Source organism: Kitasatospora sp. SolWspMP-SS2h, assembly GCF_003259315.1.
Classification (GTDB): domain Bacteria; phylum Actinomycetota; class Actinomycetes; order Streptomycetales; family Streptomycetaceae; genus Kitasatospora; species Kitasatospora fiedleri.
Genome location: NZ_QLLT01000006.1, coordinates 189,627 through 205,028 on the forward strand (window position 1 = coordinate 189,627; position 15,402 = coordinate 205,028).

Consider the following 15,402-nt stretch of genomic DNA (forward strand, 5'->3'; position numbering starts at 1 on the left):
GGGCCCCGGCGGAGTGCGACTCCGCCGGGGCCCGTCCGCCGAGGGGCGGTCAGTGCTCCTTGACCACCACGGTCCTGGCGCCCTTGTCGTGGAAGCACTGCTGGAGCGGCTTGTCCCACAGCAGGGACAGGCAGTTGACCAGCGAGAACAGGCCGCCGACGACCGGGACCAGGTTCGGGCCGCCGTAGATGGCGGCCCGGGTCCAGAACTGGCCGTCGGCCGGGCGGCCGCCGCCGGCCGCGTCGACCACCCGGAGCTTGAGGACCTTCTTGCCGACGGTCTGGCCGTGCTGGGTCGTCAGCATGGCGCCCTCGTAGCCGACCACCACCGCCGCCGCCAGCACGTAGTAGAGGAGCACGCCGGGCGAGATCAGGTTCACGATGATCAGCGGGACGATCAGGACCGCCACGTCGACCAGGCGGGCCAGGAAGCGGTCCAGCGGGGCGGCCAGCACCCGGCTGCCCGGGGCGGGCTGGACGCCGGGCGGCGGGGTCGGGCCGAGCCAGCCCGACTGCCCGCCTTGCGCGTACTGGCCGTAGGGGTCCTTCGAGGGCTCGTAGCCGGGAGGGGTGTTGCTGCTCATGCGTACGACTCCAGCTCAACTGGTGGGAATCCTGGAGACGTTGTACCGGTACCGGGGAGAGCTGGGAAGAATGATCGGATAATCGTTACTCAGTGCCAGCGGTAACGGAGCCGCAGCGAGTCCACCACCCGCTGGAACCGGGCCCGGTCCAGGGCGCACGCCTCGCGCCGCATCCCGCCGTCGCGCACCCGGAACACCCGGTCCAGCGCCACCCAGGAGTCCCGCCCGCTGCGGTCCCACGGGCCGGGGCCCAGCGGCACCCAGTCCCGGTCGTCGTCGTGGCCCTTGCTGGAGAGCATCACCGTCAGCAGCGAACCGCCCGCCTCCCGGGCCACCACCAGCACCGGCCGGTCCTTGCCCCGCCCGTCGTTCTCCTCGTACGGCACCCACGTCCAGACGATCTCGCCCGGGTCCGGGTCGCCGTCGTGGTCCGGCGCGTACTCGGTGCGGACCGGGCCCACGCCCTCGGCCCGGACCTCCACCGTGGCGTCCGGCCCGAACCGGCCCGGCTGCTCCTGCTGCTCGTTCAACTGATGCATGGCGGAAGGCTACCGACCGCCCCCGCGCCCCGGAACGTCAGGAGGAGCGCAGCCCGGCCGGGACCGCCGCGTGCAGGGCCGCCGCGAAGGCCGCCACCGCCGGGTGCGCGGCGGCGCCGGCCCGGAACGCGGTCCGGGTGCGCCGGTACAGCGGCAGCCGGGTCAGCGCCACCCCCGGCGGGCACCGGTCCACGCCCAACTGCGGCACCAGCGCCACCCCCTGACCCACCGCCACCAGGGCCAGCTGGGCCGCGAAGTCGTCCACCAGGTGGCGCACCCGCGGCGCGAACCCGGCCGCCTGGCAGACCCGCTGCACCATCGCGTGGCACAGCGTCCCGGCCGGGGCGGTGATCCACGGGCTGTCCCGGTGCTCGGCCAGGGCGCCGCCGGAGCGGGCCGCCAGGTACAGCGGCTCGGCGAACACCGGGCCGGTCAGCGCGATCCCCTCCTCCGGCTCGCCCGGCACCAGGTCGTACTCGTGCACCAGCGCCACGTCCAGCTCGCCCGCCCGCAGCGCCCCGGCCACCGCCGCCGGGTCCACCTCGCTCACCATCGGCTCCAGCTCCGGGTGCCGGGCCGCCAGCTCGGCCAGCGCCGCCGGCACCAGGGCGCGCACCGCGGACGGGTAGGCGCCGATCCGCAGCGGCCCGGCCGGCCCGCTGCGGGCGTGCGCCAGCTCGGCGTCCGCCCGCTCCAGCAGCTCCAGCACCGCCTCGGTGTGCCGCACCAGGTTCCGCCCCGCCGGGGTCAGCGCCACCCGCCGCCCGGTCCGCTCCAGCAGCGGCACCCCCGCCTCCCGCTCCAGCACCGACAGCTGCTGGGACACCGCCGAAGGACTGAACGCCAGCGCCTCGGCGACCGCCGCGATCGTCCCCAGCCGGGCCAGTTCGCGCAGCAACCGCAGCCTTCGCACCTCGAGCATCGGGCCAGCTTACGAGAGGCATCGGAAATGTGAACTGGACCCGCACGGTCGCCGCCCGGCAGGCTTCCCCGCATGGAACTGCACGGCATCCACGTCCCGCTGGTCACGCCCTTCACCGCCGACGGCGCCGTCGCCCTCGACGCCCTGGAACGGCTCGCCCGCGACCTGCTCGCGGACGGCGCCGCCGGCCTGGTCGCCCTCGGCACCACCGGCGAACCCGGCTCGCTGACCACCGCCGAGCAGGACGCGGTGATCGAGGTCTGCCGCCGGGCCTGCGACGCGCACGGCGCGCCGCTCACCGTCGGCGCCGGCCACGGCGGCACCGCCCGCACCGCCGAGGCACTGGCCGCCCTGGACGGCCGGGCCGACGCCGCGCTGGTCGCCGTCCCCGCCTTCGTCCGGCCCGGCGAGGCCGGCGTCCTGGCCCACTTCCGGGCCCTCGCCGCGACCAGCCCGCTGCCGCTGGTGGTCTACCACATCCCGTACCGCACCGGTCAGCCGCTGGGCGCCGCCGCCCTGCTGGACCTGCTCGCGCTGCCCGGCGTGGCCGGGGTCAAGTACGCGGCCGGCGGCATCGACGAGCAGACGATCGCGCTGCTGGCCGCCGCCCCGCGCGGCGTGCTGGCCGGCGACGACCTGCTCCTCTCCCCGCTGCTGGCCCTCGGCGCCGACGGCGGCGTCCTGGCCTCCGCGCACCTGGAGACCGCCCGGTTCGCCGCCCTGCACCGGGCCTGGGCGGACGGCGACGCGGCCCGCGCCCGCACCCTCGGCGCCGAACTCGCCGAGGTCTCCCGGTCGGCCTTCACCGGGCCGAACCCGACCGCGCTCAAGGCGCTGCTGCACCGCGCCGGACGCATCCCGACGCCCGCGGTGCGGCTGCCGCTGCTCGCGCACACCTGAGAACCGCGCGACCACGCGCAGGATTTCCGGCGGACGGGCGCCCGCGCAGGAGGGATTTCCGCCTCGGACGGGAAGCGTTCACGCTTTGGGACGCCCCCGCCGGAACCCGCTCTGACAAGGCATGATGGGCCGGGACAACCGGCCCAACCGGTAGCAGGAGGAGAGACGGATGAGGATCGGCATCGTAGGTGCCACCGGTCAGGTCGGCGGCGTGGTCCGCGAGATCCTGGCGGAGCGGGCCGACTCGGGCGCGCTGGGCCCGGTCGAGCGGCTGCGGCTGTTCGCCTCGGCCCGCTCGGCGGGACGCCCCCTGCCCTGGAAGGGCACCGAGATCACCGTCGAGGACGCCGCCACGGCCGACTACAGCGGCCTGGACATCGTGATCTTCTCGGCGGGCGGCGCCACCTCCAAGGCGCTGGCCCCGAAGGTCGCCGCCGCCGGAGCCGTCGTCATCGACAACTCCTCCGCCTGGCGCCGCGACCCCGAGGTCCCGCTGGTCGTCGCCGAGGTCAACCCCGAGGCGATCACCGAGCGGCCCAAGGGCATCATCGCCAACCCCAACTGCACCACCATGGCCGCGATGCCGGTGCTGCGCCCGCTGCACGAGGAGTCCGAGCTGGTCGCCCTGGTGGTCTCCACCTACCAGGCGGTCTCCGGCTCCGGCCTGGCCGGCGTCTCCGAGCTGCACGAGCAGGCCCGCAAGGTGGTCGACGACGCCACCGCGCTGGTCCACGACGGCGCCGCCGTCGAGTACCCCGAGCCCGGCGTCTACCGGCGCCCGATCGCCTTCAACGTCGTCCCGCTCGCCGGGTCGATCGTCGACGACGGCAGCAACGAGACCGACGAGGAGCAGAAGCTCCGCCACGAGAGCCGCAAGATCCTCGGCATCCCCGGGCTCAAGGTCTCCGGCACCTGCGTGCGCGTCCCGGTCTTCACCGGCCACTCGCTCCAGGTCAACGCCCGCTTCGCCCGCCCGCTCGCCCCCGAGCGCGCCGTCGAGCTGCTGGCCGGCGCCCCCGGCGTCGCGCTGACCGACATCCCCACCCCGCTCCAGGCCGCCGGCCAGGACCCGAGCTACGTCGGCCGGATCCGGGCCGACGAGACGGTGGAGCACGGCCTGTCGCTGTTCCTGTCCAACGACAACCTGCGCAAGGGCGCGGCGCTCAACGCCGTGCAGATCGCCGAGCTGGTCGCCGCCGAGCTGCGCGGCTGACCCCGGCGCCACCCGCCCCGACGGGCCCCCGGGCACCCGCCCGGGGGCCCGTCGCGTCCGCGGGCCGCCGCCCCCGGGTCCGCGGCCGGGCTCACCGGCCCGGGTGCGACTCCGGCGCGTCGACCCGCAGCGGCAGCACCTCCGACAGGGCGCCCCCCGTCCACTTGTCGCCCGGCGCGTACCACTGGAACGCGCCCGGGCCGCGCACCGGCACGTTCAGCGACAGCAGCCCGTCGGCGTCCGTGCCGGTGCTGGCCAGGGTGCTCCAGGTGCTGCTGCCGGCCGGCCGGAACTGCAGGTAGGCGGTGGTGCCCTGCTGGGGCACCTCGGCGTCGCGGTCCCAGTCCGCGCGCCGCAGGCGCCCCCGGACGGTGACCGCCCCGCCCACCGCCGCCCGGGCCGGGACCACCGACGCCAGGTCGAACCCGGCGGTGCGCTTGAGCGAGAAACCGGCGGCGTTCTTCGACACGTACCGGTCGCCGTCGGCGGCCCGGATCCGCAGGTCGACGAACCAGGTCCCGGCCTGGTCGTCGAAGAGCGCCCGCGAACCGGCCGCGATCACCGCCTCACCGCTGCACCGCGCCGTGGTCCCGGCCGCGTCCAGCGGGACGCAGGACATCGGGCCGACCTTCAACGCCCCGTAGTTGGGCCCCCACAGGCCGATCGGGTCCACCGCGCGGATGCCCGAGCGGTCGCTCGCCGTCACCTCCACCGCGACGGTGCGGGTCTCGGCCGGGCCCAGCTCGACCGTGCGGCCGTGGTTGACCACCACCGACACCAGCCCGGTGTCCCCGCGGGAGGTCTCCGGCGAGGTCGCCGGGACCAGGACGATCGCCACCGCCCCGATCGCCGCCACCGCGCACAGCACCACCGCACTCTTCCGCACGGTGTCCCAGTATCCAGGGTCGGCGCGCGGCGGGCGCGGCGCGGTTCGGCGGGCGGACGGAGGGGAAAGGTGTGCCCAACGGTCGCCGGGCCGCCGGGCGGCGCCCCACCGCCGGGGCCCGGGCCGAGGAGGAGGTGCCGGAGATGGACCGCTGCGTCGTCCTGGTCGACGCTGGCTACCTGCTGGGCGCGGCCGCCAGCCTGCTCGCGGGGGAGCCCGGCCGGGCCCGGATCGCCGTCGACCACCCGGTGCTGATCACCGCGCTGCGCGAGCGCGCCGAGACGGAGACCGGCCTGCCGCTGCTGCGGATCTACTGGTTCGACGCCGCCGTCGACCGCCGCCCCGCCCCCGAGCACCGCCGGCTGCGGGTGCTGCCCCGGGTCACCGTCCGGCTGGGCGCGCTCACCCGGGTCGAGGGCCGGTGGGTGCAGAAGGGCGTGGACGCCGCGATGCACGCCGAACTCAGCGAACTCGCCCGCAACCACGCCTGCGCCGACGTGGTGCTGGTCACCGGGGACGGCGACCTGCTGCCCGGCGTCGCCTCCGCCAAGGAGCACGGCGTCGCCGTCCACCTGTGGGCGCTGGAGGCCGCCGACGGGGACTTCAACCAGTCCGAGGAACTGGTCGGCGAGGCCGACGAGCGCCGGGTGCTGGACCGCGCCTGGATCCAGCGCTGGGCCCGCCCCCGGGAGGCCGCCGCCGAGCCGGTCGCCCCCGTCGCGGTGCTGCCCGCCGCACCCCGGCCCCGCCCCGTCCCGCCGCTGCCCGCCGCCGCGGCCGTCCCCGCACCCGCCGCCGTCCCCGTCCCCGCCGCCGCGACGGCCGCCCGCAGCGCCCCGCTGCGGGTCATCCCCACCCCCAAGGACCTGGCCGGACGCGCCGCCCCCGGCCCGCCCCCCGACCCCGCCCCGGCCGCCGCCGCCCCGGCCGCCGCCGGCCCGGTGCTGCGCTGGTCCTCCGAGCGCGGCTGGGTCGACCGCGCCGACACCGCCACCGCCGCCGACGCGCTGCCCGCCCTGGACCGGATCACCACCTCCGCCCAGCGCTGGGCCGACCGCGAGGAGGACATCACCAGCGTCGGCGGCGACCCGCAGGAGGTCGGCCAGGTCTTCGCCCGCCGCTGGCTCGACCGCCTCGCCGCCACCGAGCGCCCCGCCCTGCTGTGGACCGACCACCCGCGCATCCCGCACCGCCTGGACGGCGAACTGCTGCGCTACGCCGCCCGGTTCGGCCTGCTCGCGCACAAGGAGGACCAGATCGACGAACAGGACAGGTACGCCATCCGGGAGGGCTTCTGGAAGGAGCTCGCCGCCCGCGTCCCCGACCCCCGGCCCGCCGCGCAGGCCCGGCAGGACAGCTGACGCCCGGGCCGACTTGCCCACCCCGCGTGTCCGGAACGCCCTTTACGGCGCGTAGAGTCTTCCGTCGTGAGCAAGGCACCTCAGGGCTGCTGCACGGTCAGCGGCCTGGTCAAGACCTACCGGACGGGCGGCACCGAGGTCAGGGCCAACGACGGCATCGACCTCGCCGTCCGCCGCGGCGAGGTCTTCGGCCTGCTCGGACCCAACGGCGCCGGCAAGTCCACCCTGGTGCGCCAGCTCACCGGCCTGCTCCGCCCCGACGCCGGGACGGTCGACCTGCTCGGCCACGACGTCGTCCGGCACCCCGAACGGGCCGCCCGGCTGCTCGGCTACCTCGGCCAGGAGTCCACCGCCCTCGACGAGCTCACCGTCGCCCTGGCCGCCGAGACCACCGGCCGGCTGCGCGGCCTGTCCCGGGCCGCCGCCCGGGCCGAGACCGCCGAGGTGATCACCGAACTCGGCCTCGAACCGCTCGCCCACCGCCCGCTCGCCAAACTCTCCGGCGGCCAGCGCCGGCTCGCCTGCTTCGCCGCCGTCCTGGTCGGCGAACGCCCGCTGCTGGTCCTGGACGAACCCACCACCGGCATGGACCCGCTCGCCCGCCGCGCCGTCTGGAGCGCCGTCGACCGCCGCCGCGCCGAGCGCGGCACCACCGTGCTGCTGGTCACCCACAACGTCATCGAGGCCGAGACCGTCCTCGACCGGGTCGCCGTGATCGACGCCGGCAAGATCATCGCCTGCGACACGCCCGGCGGCCTCAAGGCCCTGGTCGACGGCCACGTCCGGCTCGACCTGGTCTGGCGCACCGACGCCCCGCTGACCGTCCCCGCCGTCGCCGCCCTCGCCGAGCGCGCCGAACGCACCGGCCGCCGCTGGACCCTGCGCACCACCCCCGACGAGGCCCGCGAACTGGTCGCCGCCGTCACCACCGGCCCCGCCTTCGCCGCCCTCGACGACTTCACCCTCGCCACCCCCACCCTGGAGGACGCCTACCTCCGGCTCGGCGGCCGGCCCGGAGGACTCGCCCGATGACCCTGCTCGACGCCCCCGCCGTCACCACCGCGCCCGCGCCGCTCGCCCCCGCCGCCCGGCTGCTGCCCGCGCTGGCCGCCGTCTACCGGGCCCAGCTGGCCCGCGCCAAGGTCTCCCGGATTCCGCTGCTGTTCGTCGCCACCTTCCAGTCGATCGGCATCCTGGTGATGATGCGCGGCGTCGTCGACCCCGGCGACAACCCCTCCGCGCACGCCGTGGTGGCCGGCTCCGCCGTCCTGGTGGTCGCCTTCGTCGCGCTCAACCTGCTCGCCCAGTACTTCGGCAGGCTGCGCGCCACCGGCGGCCTCGACCACTACGCGACGCTGCCGGTGCCGCCCGCCTCCGTGGTGCTCGGCACCGCCGCCGCCTACGCCTCCTTCACCGTGCCCGGGGTCTTCGTCACCGCCGGGGCCGGCTGCTGGATGTTCGGACTGCCCCTCGCCCGGCTGTGGATCCTGCTCGCGGTGGTCCCGCTCGCCGGCGCCGCGCTGGCCGGCCTCGGCGCCGCCCTCGGCCTGCTCGCCCCCCGCCAGGAGCTCGCCACCCTCGCCGGACAGCTCGGCATGTCCGCCGCCCTGCTGCTCGGCGTCCTGCCCGCCTCCCGGCTCCCCGAGCCGGTCCAGTGGCTGCGCGACCTGCTGCCCTCCAGCTACGGCGTCGACGCCTTCGCGCTCACCTTCGCCCCGCACCCCGACTGGGCCCGGATCACCCTCGACCTCGGCGTCTGCGGCGCGGTCGGCCTGGTCTCGCTCACCCTCGCCACCTGGGCGTACCGGCGCGCCGCGAGCTGACCCGGCCGCGACCCGGGGGCGGGGCGCCGCCCGGCCGACGGGTGCGGCGTCCGCCGTGGTCGTTGTCCGGCCGAGATCGACATCCGCCCGGGCCGACATGCTGCGTCCTCGGGCCGGTGGGTGCGGTGTTCGCCGTGGTCGTTGTCCGGTCGAGATCGACATCCGCCCGGGCCGACATGAAACGATGGGCCCGTGACCGTACCGAACACACCCGCGGGTGGCTCGCCCGGGCCGGACCCCTTCGCCCCGCCCTTCCCGCCGCAGCCGTCCGACCGCGCGAAGCGGCCGCCGATCGGCCCCGAACTGCGGATCGGAGCGATCATCACCCTCGTCGGAGCGGTCCTCGGCGTGGTGCTCGGCCTGCTCTGGCTCTGGCTCGCCCCCCGGGTCGGTTACGCCGTCCAGGACGACCACATCCTCTACCGGGACCCGGAGGGCGAGGAGCTGATCGGCGCGGTCGGCGTCTTCTCGCTGCTCGGCCTGGGCCTCGGCCTGCTTACCTCGCTCGGCGCCTTCCTGTGGACCCGCGCCCGCGGCGGCGGCGTCGCCGTCGCCGTCGGCCTGGCCGTCGGCGGCCTGCTCGGCTCGGTGATCGCCTGGCAGCTCGGCACCCGCCTCGGCGCCACCTCCGACCTGCGCGCCCACGCGCTGTCCGTCGGCAACGGCGGCACCTTCGACGGGCCGCTGGAACTCACCGCGAAGGGGGCGCTGATGGTCTGGCCGATGACGGCCATGATCCTGCTGCTCGCCCTCTCCGCGACGTTCGGCAAGCGCGAGCCGGACCGCCCCCCGTACTGGGAGACCCCGGGGCCGGTGCCGCCCCCGGCCGACCGGGCCTGAGCCCGGGCCCCGGGCTCCCCGGGTTCACTCCCGCGCGATGGGGGCGGTCAGCGCGGCGGTGAGGCGGACCAGGTCGGCCGGGGCGAGTTCGACCTCGGTGCCGCGGCGGCCGGCGGAGACGAAGACGGTGGGGTGGGCGAGGACGCCGGAGTCGATCACGGTGCGCAGCCTGCGGCGCTGGCCGAGCGGGGAGATGCCGCCGACCACGTAGCCGGTGGAGCGCTCGGCGGCGGCCGGGTCGGCCATGGCGGCGCGCTTGGCGCCGAGCGCGGCGGCCAGCGCCTTGAGGTCGAGCCGGCCGGAGACCGGGACGACGGCGACGGCGAGGGTGCCGTCGGCCTCGGCGAGCAGGGTCTTGAACACCCGGCCGGGGGAGACGCCCATCGCCTCGGCGGCCTCCGCGCCGTAGGAGGCGGCGGCCGGGTCGTGGGCGTACTCGTGGACGGTGAACGGGACGCCGGCGGTGTCGAGGGCGACGGTGGCGGGGGTGCCGCCGGGGGACTTCTTCTTGGCCACGGAGGTCCTCAGTTGGGGCTGAACGCCTGCCGGGTGAGGTCGGCGGCGGGCAGCGAGGGGAGTCTGGCGAGGACCGCGCTCTCGTGCCGGAGCAGGGCGAGTTCGCGGGTCAGGCGCTGGGCGGTGTCGGGGCAGGCGAGGAGTTCCTGCTTGTCCTTGGTGGAGAGCGAGGTGGCGGCGGCGACCAGGTAGGAGAGCACCTGCGGGTCGTCCGGGAGCTCGGACTCGCCGCTGAGGGTGGCCTCGCGGGCCCCGGCCAGCCGCTTCTGGTAGGTGCGGAAGGCGCGTTCGACGCCGGCGGCGAGCGCGCCGGAGCCCTCGCCGGGCTCCTCGGGGAGCACCGAGACCTCGCCGACCAGGTAGGGGCCGCTCGCGTCGAGGGCGCGCAGCCGGAACCGGGTGGTGCCGGTGACCAGCAATTCGTACCGGCCCTCGGGCTGCTCGCGGACGGAGGCGACGTCGGCGACGCAGCCGACCGCGTACAGCGCGTCCAGCGGATCGCCGCCGGGGGCGCCGATGCCCTCCAGCGGGCCCGCCGGGCCCTCGCTCTCGCGGACCGGGGTGGTTCCCCGGCCGTCCTTGACGGCGACCACGCCGAAGCGGCGCGGTGCGTCCTCGGGCTGTTCCAGCAGATCGGCGACCAGGTGGCGGTAGCGCTCCTCGAAGACGTACAGGGGCATCACCAGGCCCGGGTACAGGACCGTGTTGAGCGGGAAGAGCGGAAGCCGATCAGTCACGGCGGACAGCGTAGTTGGCGGCGGGCCGCCGCCGCGCCGCGGTTCCCCCGCGACCGGGGGTGTCAGCCGCGCTGGAGCAGCCGGGTGACGCCGGCCACGGCGGTGGTGGCGAGCACCCAGCCGGTCAGCACCAGGGCGGTGGCGACCCACTGGCCGGTGCGGTCCGGGTTCCAGCCGTTCTGGCCGAGGTCGATCAGCGGGAGGACCTTGCCGGCCGCGTACAGGGCCGGGTTCCAGACCACCTTCTCGTCGGCCTTGACCGGCGCGGGCTGGTGCCCGGCGAAGTACGCGGTGCCCAGCGCCCAGGCCAGCACCAGCCAGGCGGCGGCCCGGCCGGGGCGGTAGCCGTAGCCGACGGCGGCGTCCTGGAGGTGGCCCCAGACCCGGCCGGGCAGCGGCAGGGTGCGCCGGCGGCGGCGCTGCTTGGCGTGCAGGACGGCGCGGGCGTCCTCGTCGGCGCCGTCGCGGCGCAGGGCGGCGGCGAGCTGCTCGTACGCCTCGGGGCGGAACTCCCGGCCGGAGTCGACCCAGGCGATCCGGCGCTCCAGCGGGAAGGGGCCGACGGGGCGCAGTGACTCGTAGGTGAAGCCGGTGAGCGAGACGTGGTGCGCGGTGGGCCAGGCGTCGGGCGAGTCGACCAGGTTGCCGATCCGGGCCCGGTTGAGGGTGACCGGGCCGGTGGGCGGGGTGTCGCAGGCGAAGCGGAGTTCGGGGGTCTGGATCCGGCTGAGCGCGAGCTCCTCGCCCGGGCCGAGGTGGAACTCGGCGCCGGTGATCAGGCAGGCGTTGTCGAAACGCCCGTCGGAGAGCCGGATCCTGCCCCGGGCCCGGAACGGGGTGTGGGTGGTGTCCCGGTCGTGCGCGGTGCCCGCGGACTCGCCGTAGCCGGAGCCGTAGACGGTGCGCGAGCCGGCCCAGTTGGCGTCCTCCGAGCCGGACAGGTACAGGGTGTGGCCGACGGTGATCCGGGCCGCGTTGAGCGCGTTCGGGTTGTCCGGGCCGACGGCCCGCAGCGAGCTGCCGCGCAGCGAGAGCCGGCCGCCGATCCGGGCCGAGCGCAGGCTCAGCTCGCCGAGCAGCTCGATCCGTTCGGCCTCGCAGTCCTGGTTGACGGTGAGCCCGTCGGCGGAGACCGCCCGCCCGTACGCGTCGGGGCCGACGGCGGACTGGTTGAGCAGCAGGTCGGTGCCGATCCGGGCGTCGGTGAGCCGGATGCCGCCGGGTATGCCGCAGCGGGCGAGGTGCACGTCGCCCTCGGTGGCCAGCCGGGAGCCCTCCAGCCGGGGCAGGGCGCAGGAGACGATCCGCAGGGTGCCGGCGGTGGCCTCGGAGAGCAGCAGCTTGCGTTCGAAGCGGCAGAGCTGGAACTCGACGTAGCAGCCGATCCGGCCGCCGGCCAGGGTGAACTCGCCGGTGATCCGGGCGCCGGTGAGCTTGAGCGCGGTGACCTTGCCGGGGGCGGCCTCCGGGCCGTGCAGGAGCAGCCGGGCGATCACCTCGGCGCGGACGGTGCGCTCCGGGCCCCACGGCGCGCCGGTGAACGGGTCGTCCGAGCCGTCCGGGCCGTGGCCGGTGCCGTCCTGGTCCGGGCGGTCCACGCCGTCCGGGTCGTGGCCATGGCCGGTGCCGCCCTCGTCCGGGCCGTGGCCGGTGCCGTCCTGGTCCGCCGGGCGGACGGCCCGCCCGGCGGGGGCGGGGAGCAGCAGCTCGACCGGGCCGCTCCCGGCCCGCAGGTCGTACACCTCGCCGTGCCGGAAGGCGTCCCACAGGCCGCGCTCGGTGTCGGTCCAGTCGTCCGGTGCCTGCTCCACCGCGCCCCCCGATGATCTTGGTCTCGTCTCACCTTTCGTATCACGGACTGAAATGCCGGGCTGTCGGTTTTCGCCACTCCTTACACTTGGGCCTGTGATCTCTCGAATCGACCTCCGCGGCTCCTCCACGGACCCGCGCGACGTGCTCCCCCGTGCCGAGTTCGACGTCGAAGCCGCCCTGGAGAAGGTGCGGCCGATCGCCGAGGACGTGCGCCATCGCGGGGTCGCGGCGCTGATCGAGATCACCGAGCGCTTCGACGGCGTCCGGCTGGAGTCCACCCGCGTCCCCGCGGAGCAGATCGCCGGGGCGCTGGAGCAGCTGGACCCGAAGGTGCGCGCCGCGCTGGAGGAGTCGATCCGCCGGGCCCGCGCCGTCCACGCCGACCAGCGCCGGGTCGGCCACACCACGCAGGTGGTGCCCGGCGGCACCGTCACCCAGCGCTGGGTGCCGGTCGACCGGGTCGGCCTGTACGTGCCGGGCGGCCTGGCGGTCTACCCGTCCTCCGTGGTGATGAACGTGGTGCCCGCCCAGGAGGCCGGGGTGGCCGGCATCGCCGTCACCTCGCCGCCGCAGAAGGCGTTCGGCGGCCGGGTCCACCCGACCATCCTGGCGGCCTGCGCGCTGCTCGGCGTGGACGAGGTGTACGCGGTCGGCGGCGCCCAGGCGGTCGCGATGTTCGCGCTCGGCACCGAGGAGTGCGCGCCGGTCAACCTGGTCACCGGCCCCGGCAACATCTACGTCGCCGCCGCCAAGCGCCTGTTCGCGGGCCGGATCGGCATCGACTCGGAGGCCGGCCCGACCGAGATCATGGTGCTCGCCGACGACACCGCGGACGCCGCGGAGGTCGCCGCCGACCTGATCAGCCAGGCCGAGCACGGCCCGACCTCCGGCTCGGTGCTGGTCACCGCCTCCCCGCTGCTGGCCGACGCCGTCGAGGCCGAGCTCAAGGCGCAGGTCGCCCGCACCCGGCACTCCGAGCGGGTGGCCGAGGCGCTCGGCGGCCCGCAGTCCGGCATCATCCTGGTCGACGACCTGGAGCAGGGCCTCGCGGTGGTCAACGCCTACGCCGCCGAGCACCTGGAGATCCAGACCGCCGACCCGCACGCCGTCTCCGAGCGGGTCCGCAACGCGGGCGCGATCTTCCTCGGCCGCTTCACCCCGGTCTCGCTGGGCGACTACGCGGCCGGCTCCAACCACGTGCTGCCCACCGGCGGCTGCGCCTGCCACTCCTCCGGCCTGTCCGTGCAGACCTTCCTGCGCGGCGTCCAGGTGGTCGAGTACGACCGCGCGGCGCTGGCCGGGATCGCCGCGCACGTGGTCAACCTGTCCGAGGCCGAGGACCTGCCCGGCCACGGCGACGCCGTCAAGGCCCGTTTCATCGGAGATGAACAGAATTGGCACAGCGACTGGACGGTACCCCGCGCGTGACGAAGATCGACGACCTCCCGATCAGGGACGAGCTGCGCGGCCAGTCCCCGTACGGCGCACCGCAGTTGGACGTGCCCGTCCAACTCAACACCAACGAGAACCCGTACCCGCTGCCCGAGCCGCTGGTGGCCCGGATCGCCGAGCGGGTGGCCGAAGCCGCCCGGCAGCTCAACCGCTACCCGGACCGGGACGCGGTCGAGCTGCGCACCGGCCTGGCGAAGTACCTCACCGACACCACCGGGCACGCGGTCACCAAGGACCAGGTGTGGGCCGCCAACGGCTCCAACGAGGTGCTCCAGCAGCTGCTGCAGACCTTCGGCGGGCCCGGCCGCACCGCGATCGGCTTCGAGCCCTCGTACTCGATGCACGCCCTGATCGCCCGCGGCACCGGCACCGGCTGGGTCTCCGGCCCGCGCCGCGCCGACTTCACCATCGACCTGGACGCGGCCCGGGCGGCGATCGCCGAGCTGCGCCCGGACGTGGTCTTCGTCTGCTCGCCGAACAACCCGACCGGCACCGCCGTCGCGGCCGACACCGTGCTCGCCCTGTACGAGGCCGCGCAGGCCGCCGGGCCCAGCATGGTGGTGGTCGACGAGGCGTACGTCGAGTTCTCGCACCGCGCCTCGCTGCTGCCGCTGCTCGAAGGCCGCCCGAACCTGGTGATCAGCCGCACCATGTCCAAGGCGTTCGGCGCGGCCGGCCTGCGGCTCGGCTACCTCGCCGCCGACCCGGCCGTGGTGGACGCGGTGCAGCTGGTCCGGCTGCCCTACCACCTGTCGGCCGTCACCCAGGCCACCGCGCTGGCCTGCCTGGAGCACACCGACACCCTGCTCGGCTACGTCGACCGGCTCAAGTCCGAGCGCGACCGGGTGGTGCTCGCCCTGCGCGGGCTGGGCCTCGACGTCACCGACTCCGACGCCAACTTCATCCAGTTCGGCCGCTTCGCCGACACCCGCGCGGTGTGGCGGGCGATCCTCGACCAGGGCGTGCTGATCCGCGACAACGGCGTCCCCGGCTGGCTGCGCGTCACCGCCGGCACCCCCGCCGAGAACGACGCGTTCCTGAGCGCCGTCTCGCTTGCAACCAAGGAGCTGTAACCCCGCATGTCCCGCATCGGCCGCGTCGAACGCACCACCAAGGAGACCTCCGTCCTGGTCGAGATCGACCTCGACGGAACCGGCAAGACGGACGTCTCCACGGGCGTCGGCTTCTACGACCACATGCTCGACCAGCTCGGCCGCCACGGCCTCTTCGACCTCACCGTCAAGACCGAGGGCGACCTGCACATCGACACCCACCACACCATCGAGGACACCGCCCTCGCGCTCGGCGCCGCCTTCAAGCAGGCGCTCGGCGACAAGGTCGGCATCTACCGGTTCGGCAACTGCACCGTCCCGCTGGACGAGTCGCTGGCCCAGGTCACCGTCGACCTCTCCGGCCGCCCGTACCTGGTGCACACCGAGCCCGAGCGGATGGCCCCGATGATCGGCTCGTACGACACCACGATGACCCGGCACATCCTGGAGTCCTTCGTCGCCCAGGCCCAGATCGCCCTGCACGTGCACGTCCCGTACGGCCGCAACGCGCACCACATCGTCGAGTGCCAGTTCAAGGCGCTGGCCCGGGCGCTGCGCTACGCCTCCGAGCGCGACCCGCGCGCCGCCGGCATCCTGCCTTCCACCAAGGGCGCGCTCTGATGGCGACGCTGCTGATCGTCCTCGGGCTCTTCTTCGCGGGCGGCGTCTGGTCGTTCTGGAAGCAGAAGCTGCCCAAGGGCGTCGTCCTCGTCCTCGCCTTCGCCGCGGCCATGTGCCTGGCCGCCGGCATCATGCGCCTCTAGGA

The 15,402-nt window shown here is 75.5% G+C and carries 17 protein-coding genes; 10 read left to right on the forward strand and 7 right to left on the reverse strand.

Annotated elements, in window-relative coordinates; translation table 11 throughout:
• Window positions 1–49: 49 nt before the first annotated feature.
• From K353_RS09700 to K353_RS09710, 3 genes are all read right to left on the reverse strand, one after another.
• Window positions 50–583: an RDD family protein gene (locus tag K353_RS09700; protein ID WP_111553165.1), complete on the reverse strand. Its 534-nt coding sequence runs from the start codon at window positions 581–583 to the stop codon at window positions 50–52.
• A gap of 89 nt (window positions 584–672) precedes the next feature.
• A complete protein-coding gene (locus K353_RS09705; RefSeq protein WP_111553166.1) occupies window positions 673–1,122 on the reverse strand; it encodes a type II toxin-antitoxin system PemK/MazF family toxin in 450 nt (149 codons plus the stop codon).
• A gap of 37 nt (window positions 1,123–1,159) precedes the next feature.
• The gene (locus tag K353_RS09710) at window positions 1,160–2,044 is read right to left on the reverse strand and encodes a LysR family transcriptional regulator (protein WP_111553167.1); all 885 of its coding nucleotides are present in this window, start codon (window positions 2,042–2,044) and stop codon (window positions 1,160–1,162) included.
• Between the two features lie 72 nt (window positions 2,045–2,116).
• Between K353_RS09710 and K353_RS09715 the strand changes: the two genes are divergently transcribed.
• Window positions 2,117–2,944, forward strand: a complete 828-nt coding sequence (locus K353_RS09715; protein WP_111553168.1) for a dihydrodipicolinate synthase family protein — start codon at window positions 2,117–2,119, stop codon at window positions 2,942–2,944.
• 169 nt (window positions 2,945–3,113) lie between these two features.
• The gene (locus tag K353_RS09720) at window positions 3,114–4,157 is read left to right on the forward strand and encodes an aspartate-semialdehyde dehydrogenase (RefSeq protein ID WP_111553169.1); all 1,044 of its coding nucleotides are present in this window, start codon (window positions 3,114–3,116) and stop codon (window positions 4,155–4,157) included.
• A gap of 91 nt (window positions 4,158–4,248) precedes the next feature.
• Here the strand turns inward: K353_RS09720 and K353_RS09725 are convergent, their stop codons facing one another.
• Complete coding sequence (locus K353_RS09725; RefSeq protein ID WP_146616432.1) at window positions 4,249–5,043, reverse strand: hypothetical protein; 795 nt, start codon at window positions 5,041–5,043, stop codon at window positions 4,249–4,251.
• A gap of 143 nt (window positions 5,044–5,186) precedes the next feature.
• Between K353_RS09725 and K353_RS09730 the strand changes: the two genes are divergently transcribed.
• The 4 genes from K353_RS09730 to K353_RS09745 all read left to right on the forward strand — a co-directional run bounded on the left by K353_RS09730 (window position 5,187) and on the right by K353_RS09745 (window position 9,067).
• Window positions 5,187–6,404 (forward strand): NYN domain-containing protein, encoded by a 1,218-nt coding sequence (locus K353_RS09730; protein WP_111553250.1) that lies wholly within the window; start codon window positions 5,187–5,189, stop codon window positions 6,402–6,404.
• A gap of 66 nt (window positions 6,405–6,470) precedes the next feature.
• The gene (locus K353_RS09735) at window positions 6,471–7,436 is read left to right on the forward strand and encodes an ABC transporter ATP-binding protein (RefSeq protein WP_111553171.1); all 966 of its coding nucleotides are present in this window, start codon (window positions 6,471–6,473) and stop codon (window positions 7,434–7,436) included.
• The gene (locus K353_RS09740) at window positions 7,433–8,227 is read left to right on the forward strand and encodes an ABC transporter permease (protein ID WP_111553172.1); all 795 of its coding nucleotides are present in this window, start codon (window positions 7,433–7,435) and stop codon (window positions 8,225–8,227) included. Before K353_RS09735 ends, K353_RS09740 begins: the two co-directional genes overlap by 4 nt.
• Window positions 8,228–8,419: 192 nt before the next feature.
• Window positions 8,420–9,067, forward strand: coding sequence for a DUF2567 domain-containing protein (locus K353_RS09745; RefSeq protein WP_233533473.1), 648 nt, complete (start codon window positions 8,420–8,422; stop codon window positions 9,065–9,067).
• A 24-nt stretch (window positions 9,068–9,091) separates the two neighbouring features.
• Here the strand turns inward: K353_RS09745 and ybaK are convergent, their stop codons facing one another.
• The 3 genes from ybaK to K353_RS09760 form a co-directional block, all read right to left on the reverse strand.
• Window positions 9,092–9,583, reverse strand: coding sequence for a Cys-tRNA(Pro) deacylase (gene ybaK / locus K353_RS09750; RefSeq protein WP_111553173.1), 492 nt, complete (start codon window positions 9,581–9,583; stop codon window positions 9,092–9,094).
• Between the two features lie 8 nt (window positions 9,584–9,591).
• Window positions 9,592–10,320 (reverse strand): LON peptidase substrate-binding domain-containing protein, encoded by a 729-nt coding sequence (locus tag K353_RS09755; RefSeq protein WP_111553174.1) that lies wholly within the window; start codon window positions 10,318–10,320, stop codon window positions 9,592–9,594.
• 62 nt (window positions 10,321–10,382) lie between these two features.
• Window positions 10,383–12,131, reverse strand: coding sequence for an oxidoreductase (locus K353_RS09760; RefSeq protein ID WP_233533474.1), 1,749 nt, complete (start codon window positions 12,129–12,131; stop codon window positions 10,383–10,385).
• A gap of 94 nt (window positions 12,132–12,225) precedes the next feature.
• Here K353_RS09760 and hisD point away from each other — a divergent pair, with 94 nt between their 5' ends.
• Genes hisD through K353_RS34815 form a run of 4 tightly spaced genes read left to right on the forward strand, consistent with a single transcriptional unit; the run spans window position 12,226 to window position 15,400 of the window.
• The gene (gene hisD, locus K353_RS09765) at window positions 12,226–13,560 is read left to right on the forward strand and encodes a histidinol dehydrogenase (RefSeq protein ID WP_111553175.1); all 1,335 of its coding nucleotides are present in this window, start codon (window positions 12,226–12,228) and stop codon (window positions 13,558–13,560) included.
• Window positions 13,557–14,657 carry a histidinol-phosphate transaminase gene (locus K353_RS09770; protein ID WP_111553176.1) on the forward strand — a complete coding sequence of 367 codons (1,101 nt, stop codon included), beginning with the start codon at window positions 13,557–13,559 and terminating at the stop codon, window positions 14,655–14,657. The genes hisD and K353_RS09770 overlap by 4 nt, the downstream gene beginning before the upstream one ends.
• Before the next feature lie 6 nt (window positions 14,658–14,663).
• Window positions 14,664–15,257 (forward strand): imidazoleglycerol-phosphate dehydratase HisB, encoded by a 594-nt coding sequence (gene hisB / locus K353_RS09775; RefSeq protein ID WP_111553177.1) that lies wholly within the window; start codon window positions 14,664–14,666, stop codon window positions 15,255–15,257.
• Complete coding sequence (locus tag K353_RS34815; protein ID WP_199528049.1) at window positions 15,257–15,400, forward strand: hypothetical protein; 144 nt, start codon at window positions 15,257–15,259, stop codon at window positions 15,398–15,400. Before hisB ends, K353_RS34815 begins: the two co-directional genes overlap by 1 nt.
• The last annotated feature ends 2 nt before the right edge of the window (window positions 15,401–15,402 follow it).

Excerpts from the sequence above, each read along its gene's own strand:
- hisB (WP_111553177.1), top strand. The coding sequence starts at position 14,664 with ATGTCCCGCATCGGCCGCGTCGAACGCACCACCAAGGAGACCTCCGTC.
- K353_RS09720 (WP_111553169.1), top strand. The coding sequence starts at position 3,114 with ATGAGGATCGGCATCGTAGGTGCCACCGGTCAGGTCGGCGGCGTGGTC.
- K353_RS09740 (WP_111553172.1), top strand. The coding sequence starts at position 7,433 with ATGACCCTGCTCGACGCCCCCGCCGTCACCACCGCGCCCGCGCCGCTC.
- K353_RS09700 (WP_111553165.1), bottom strand. The coding sequence starts at position 583 with ATGAGCAGCAACACCCCTCCCGGCTACGAGCCCTCGAAGGACCCCTAC.
- K353_RS09705 (WP_111553166.1), bottom strand. The coding sequence starts at position 1,122 with ATGCATCAGTTGAACGAGCAGCAGGAGCAGCCGGGCCGGTTCGGGCCG.
- K353_RS34815 (WP_199528049.1), top strand. The coding sequence starts at position 15,257 with ATGGCGACGCTGCTGATCGTCCTCGGGCTCTTCTTCGCGGGCGGCGTC.
- K353_RS09715 (WP_111553168.1), top strand. The coding sequence starts at position 2,117 with ATGGAACTGCACGGCATCCACGTCCCGCTGGTCACGCCCTTCACCGCC.
- K353_RS09710 (WP_111553167.1), bottom strand. The coding sequence starts at position 2,044 with ATGCTCGAGGTGCGAAGGCTGCGGTTGCTGCGCGAACTGGCCCGGCTG.
- K353_RS09730 (WP_111553250.1), top strand. The coding sequence starts at position 5,187 with ATGGACCGCTGCGTCGTCCTGGTCGACGCTGGCTACCTGCTGGGCGCG.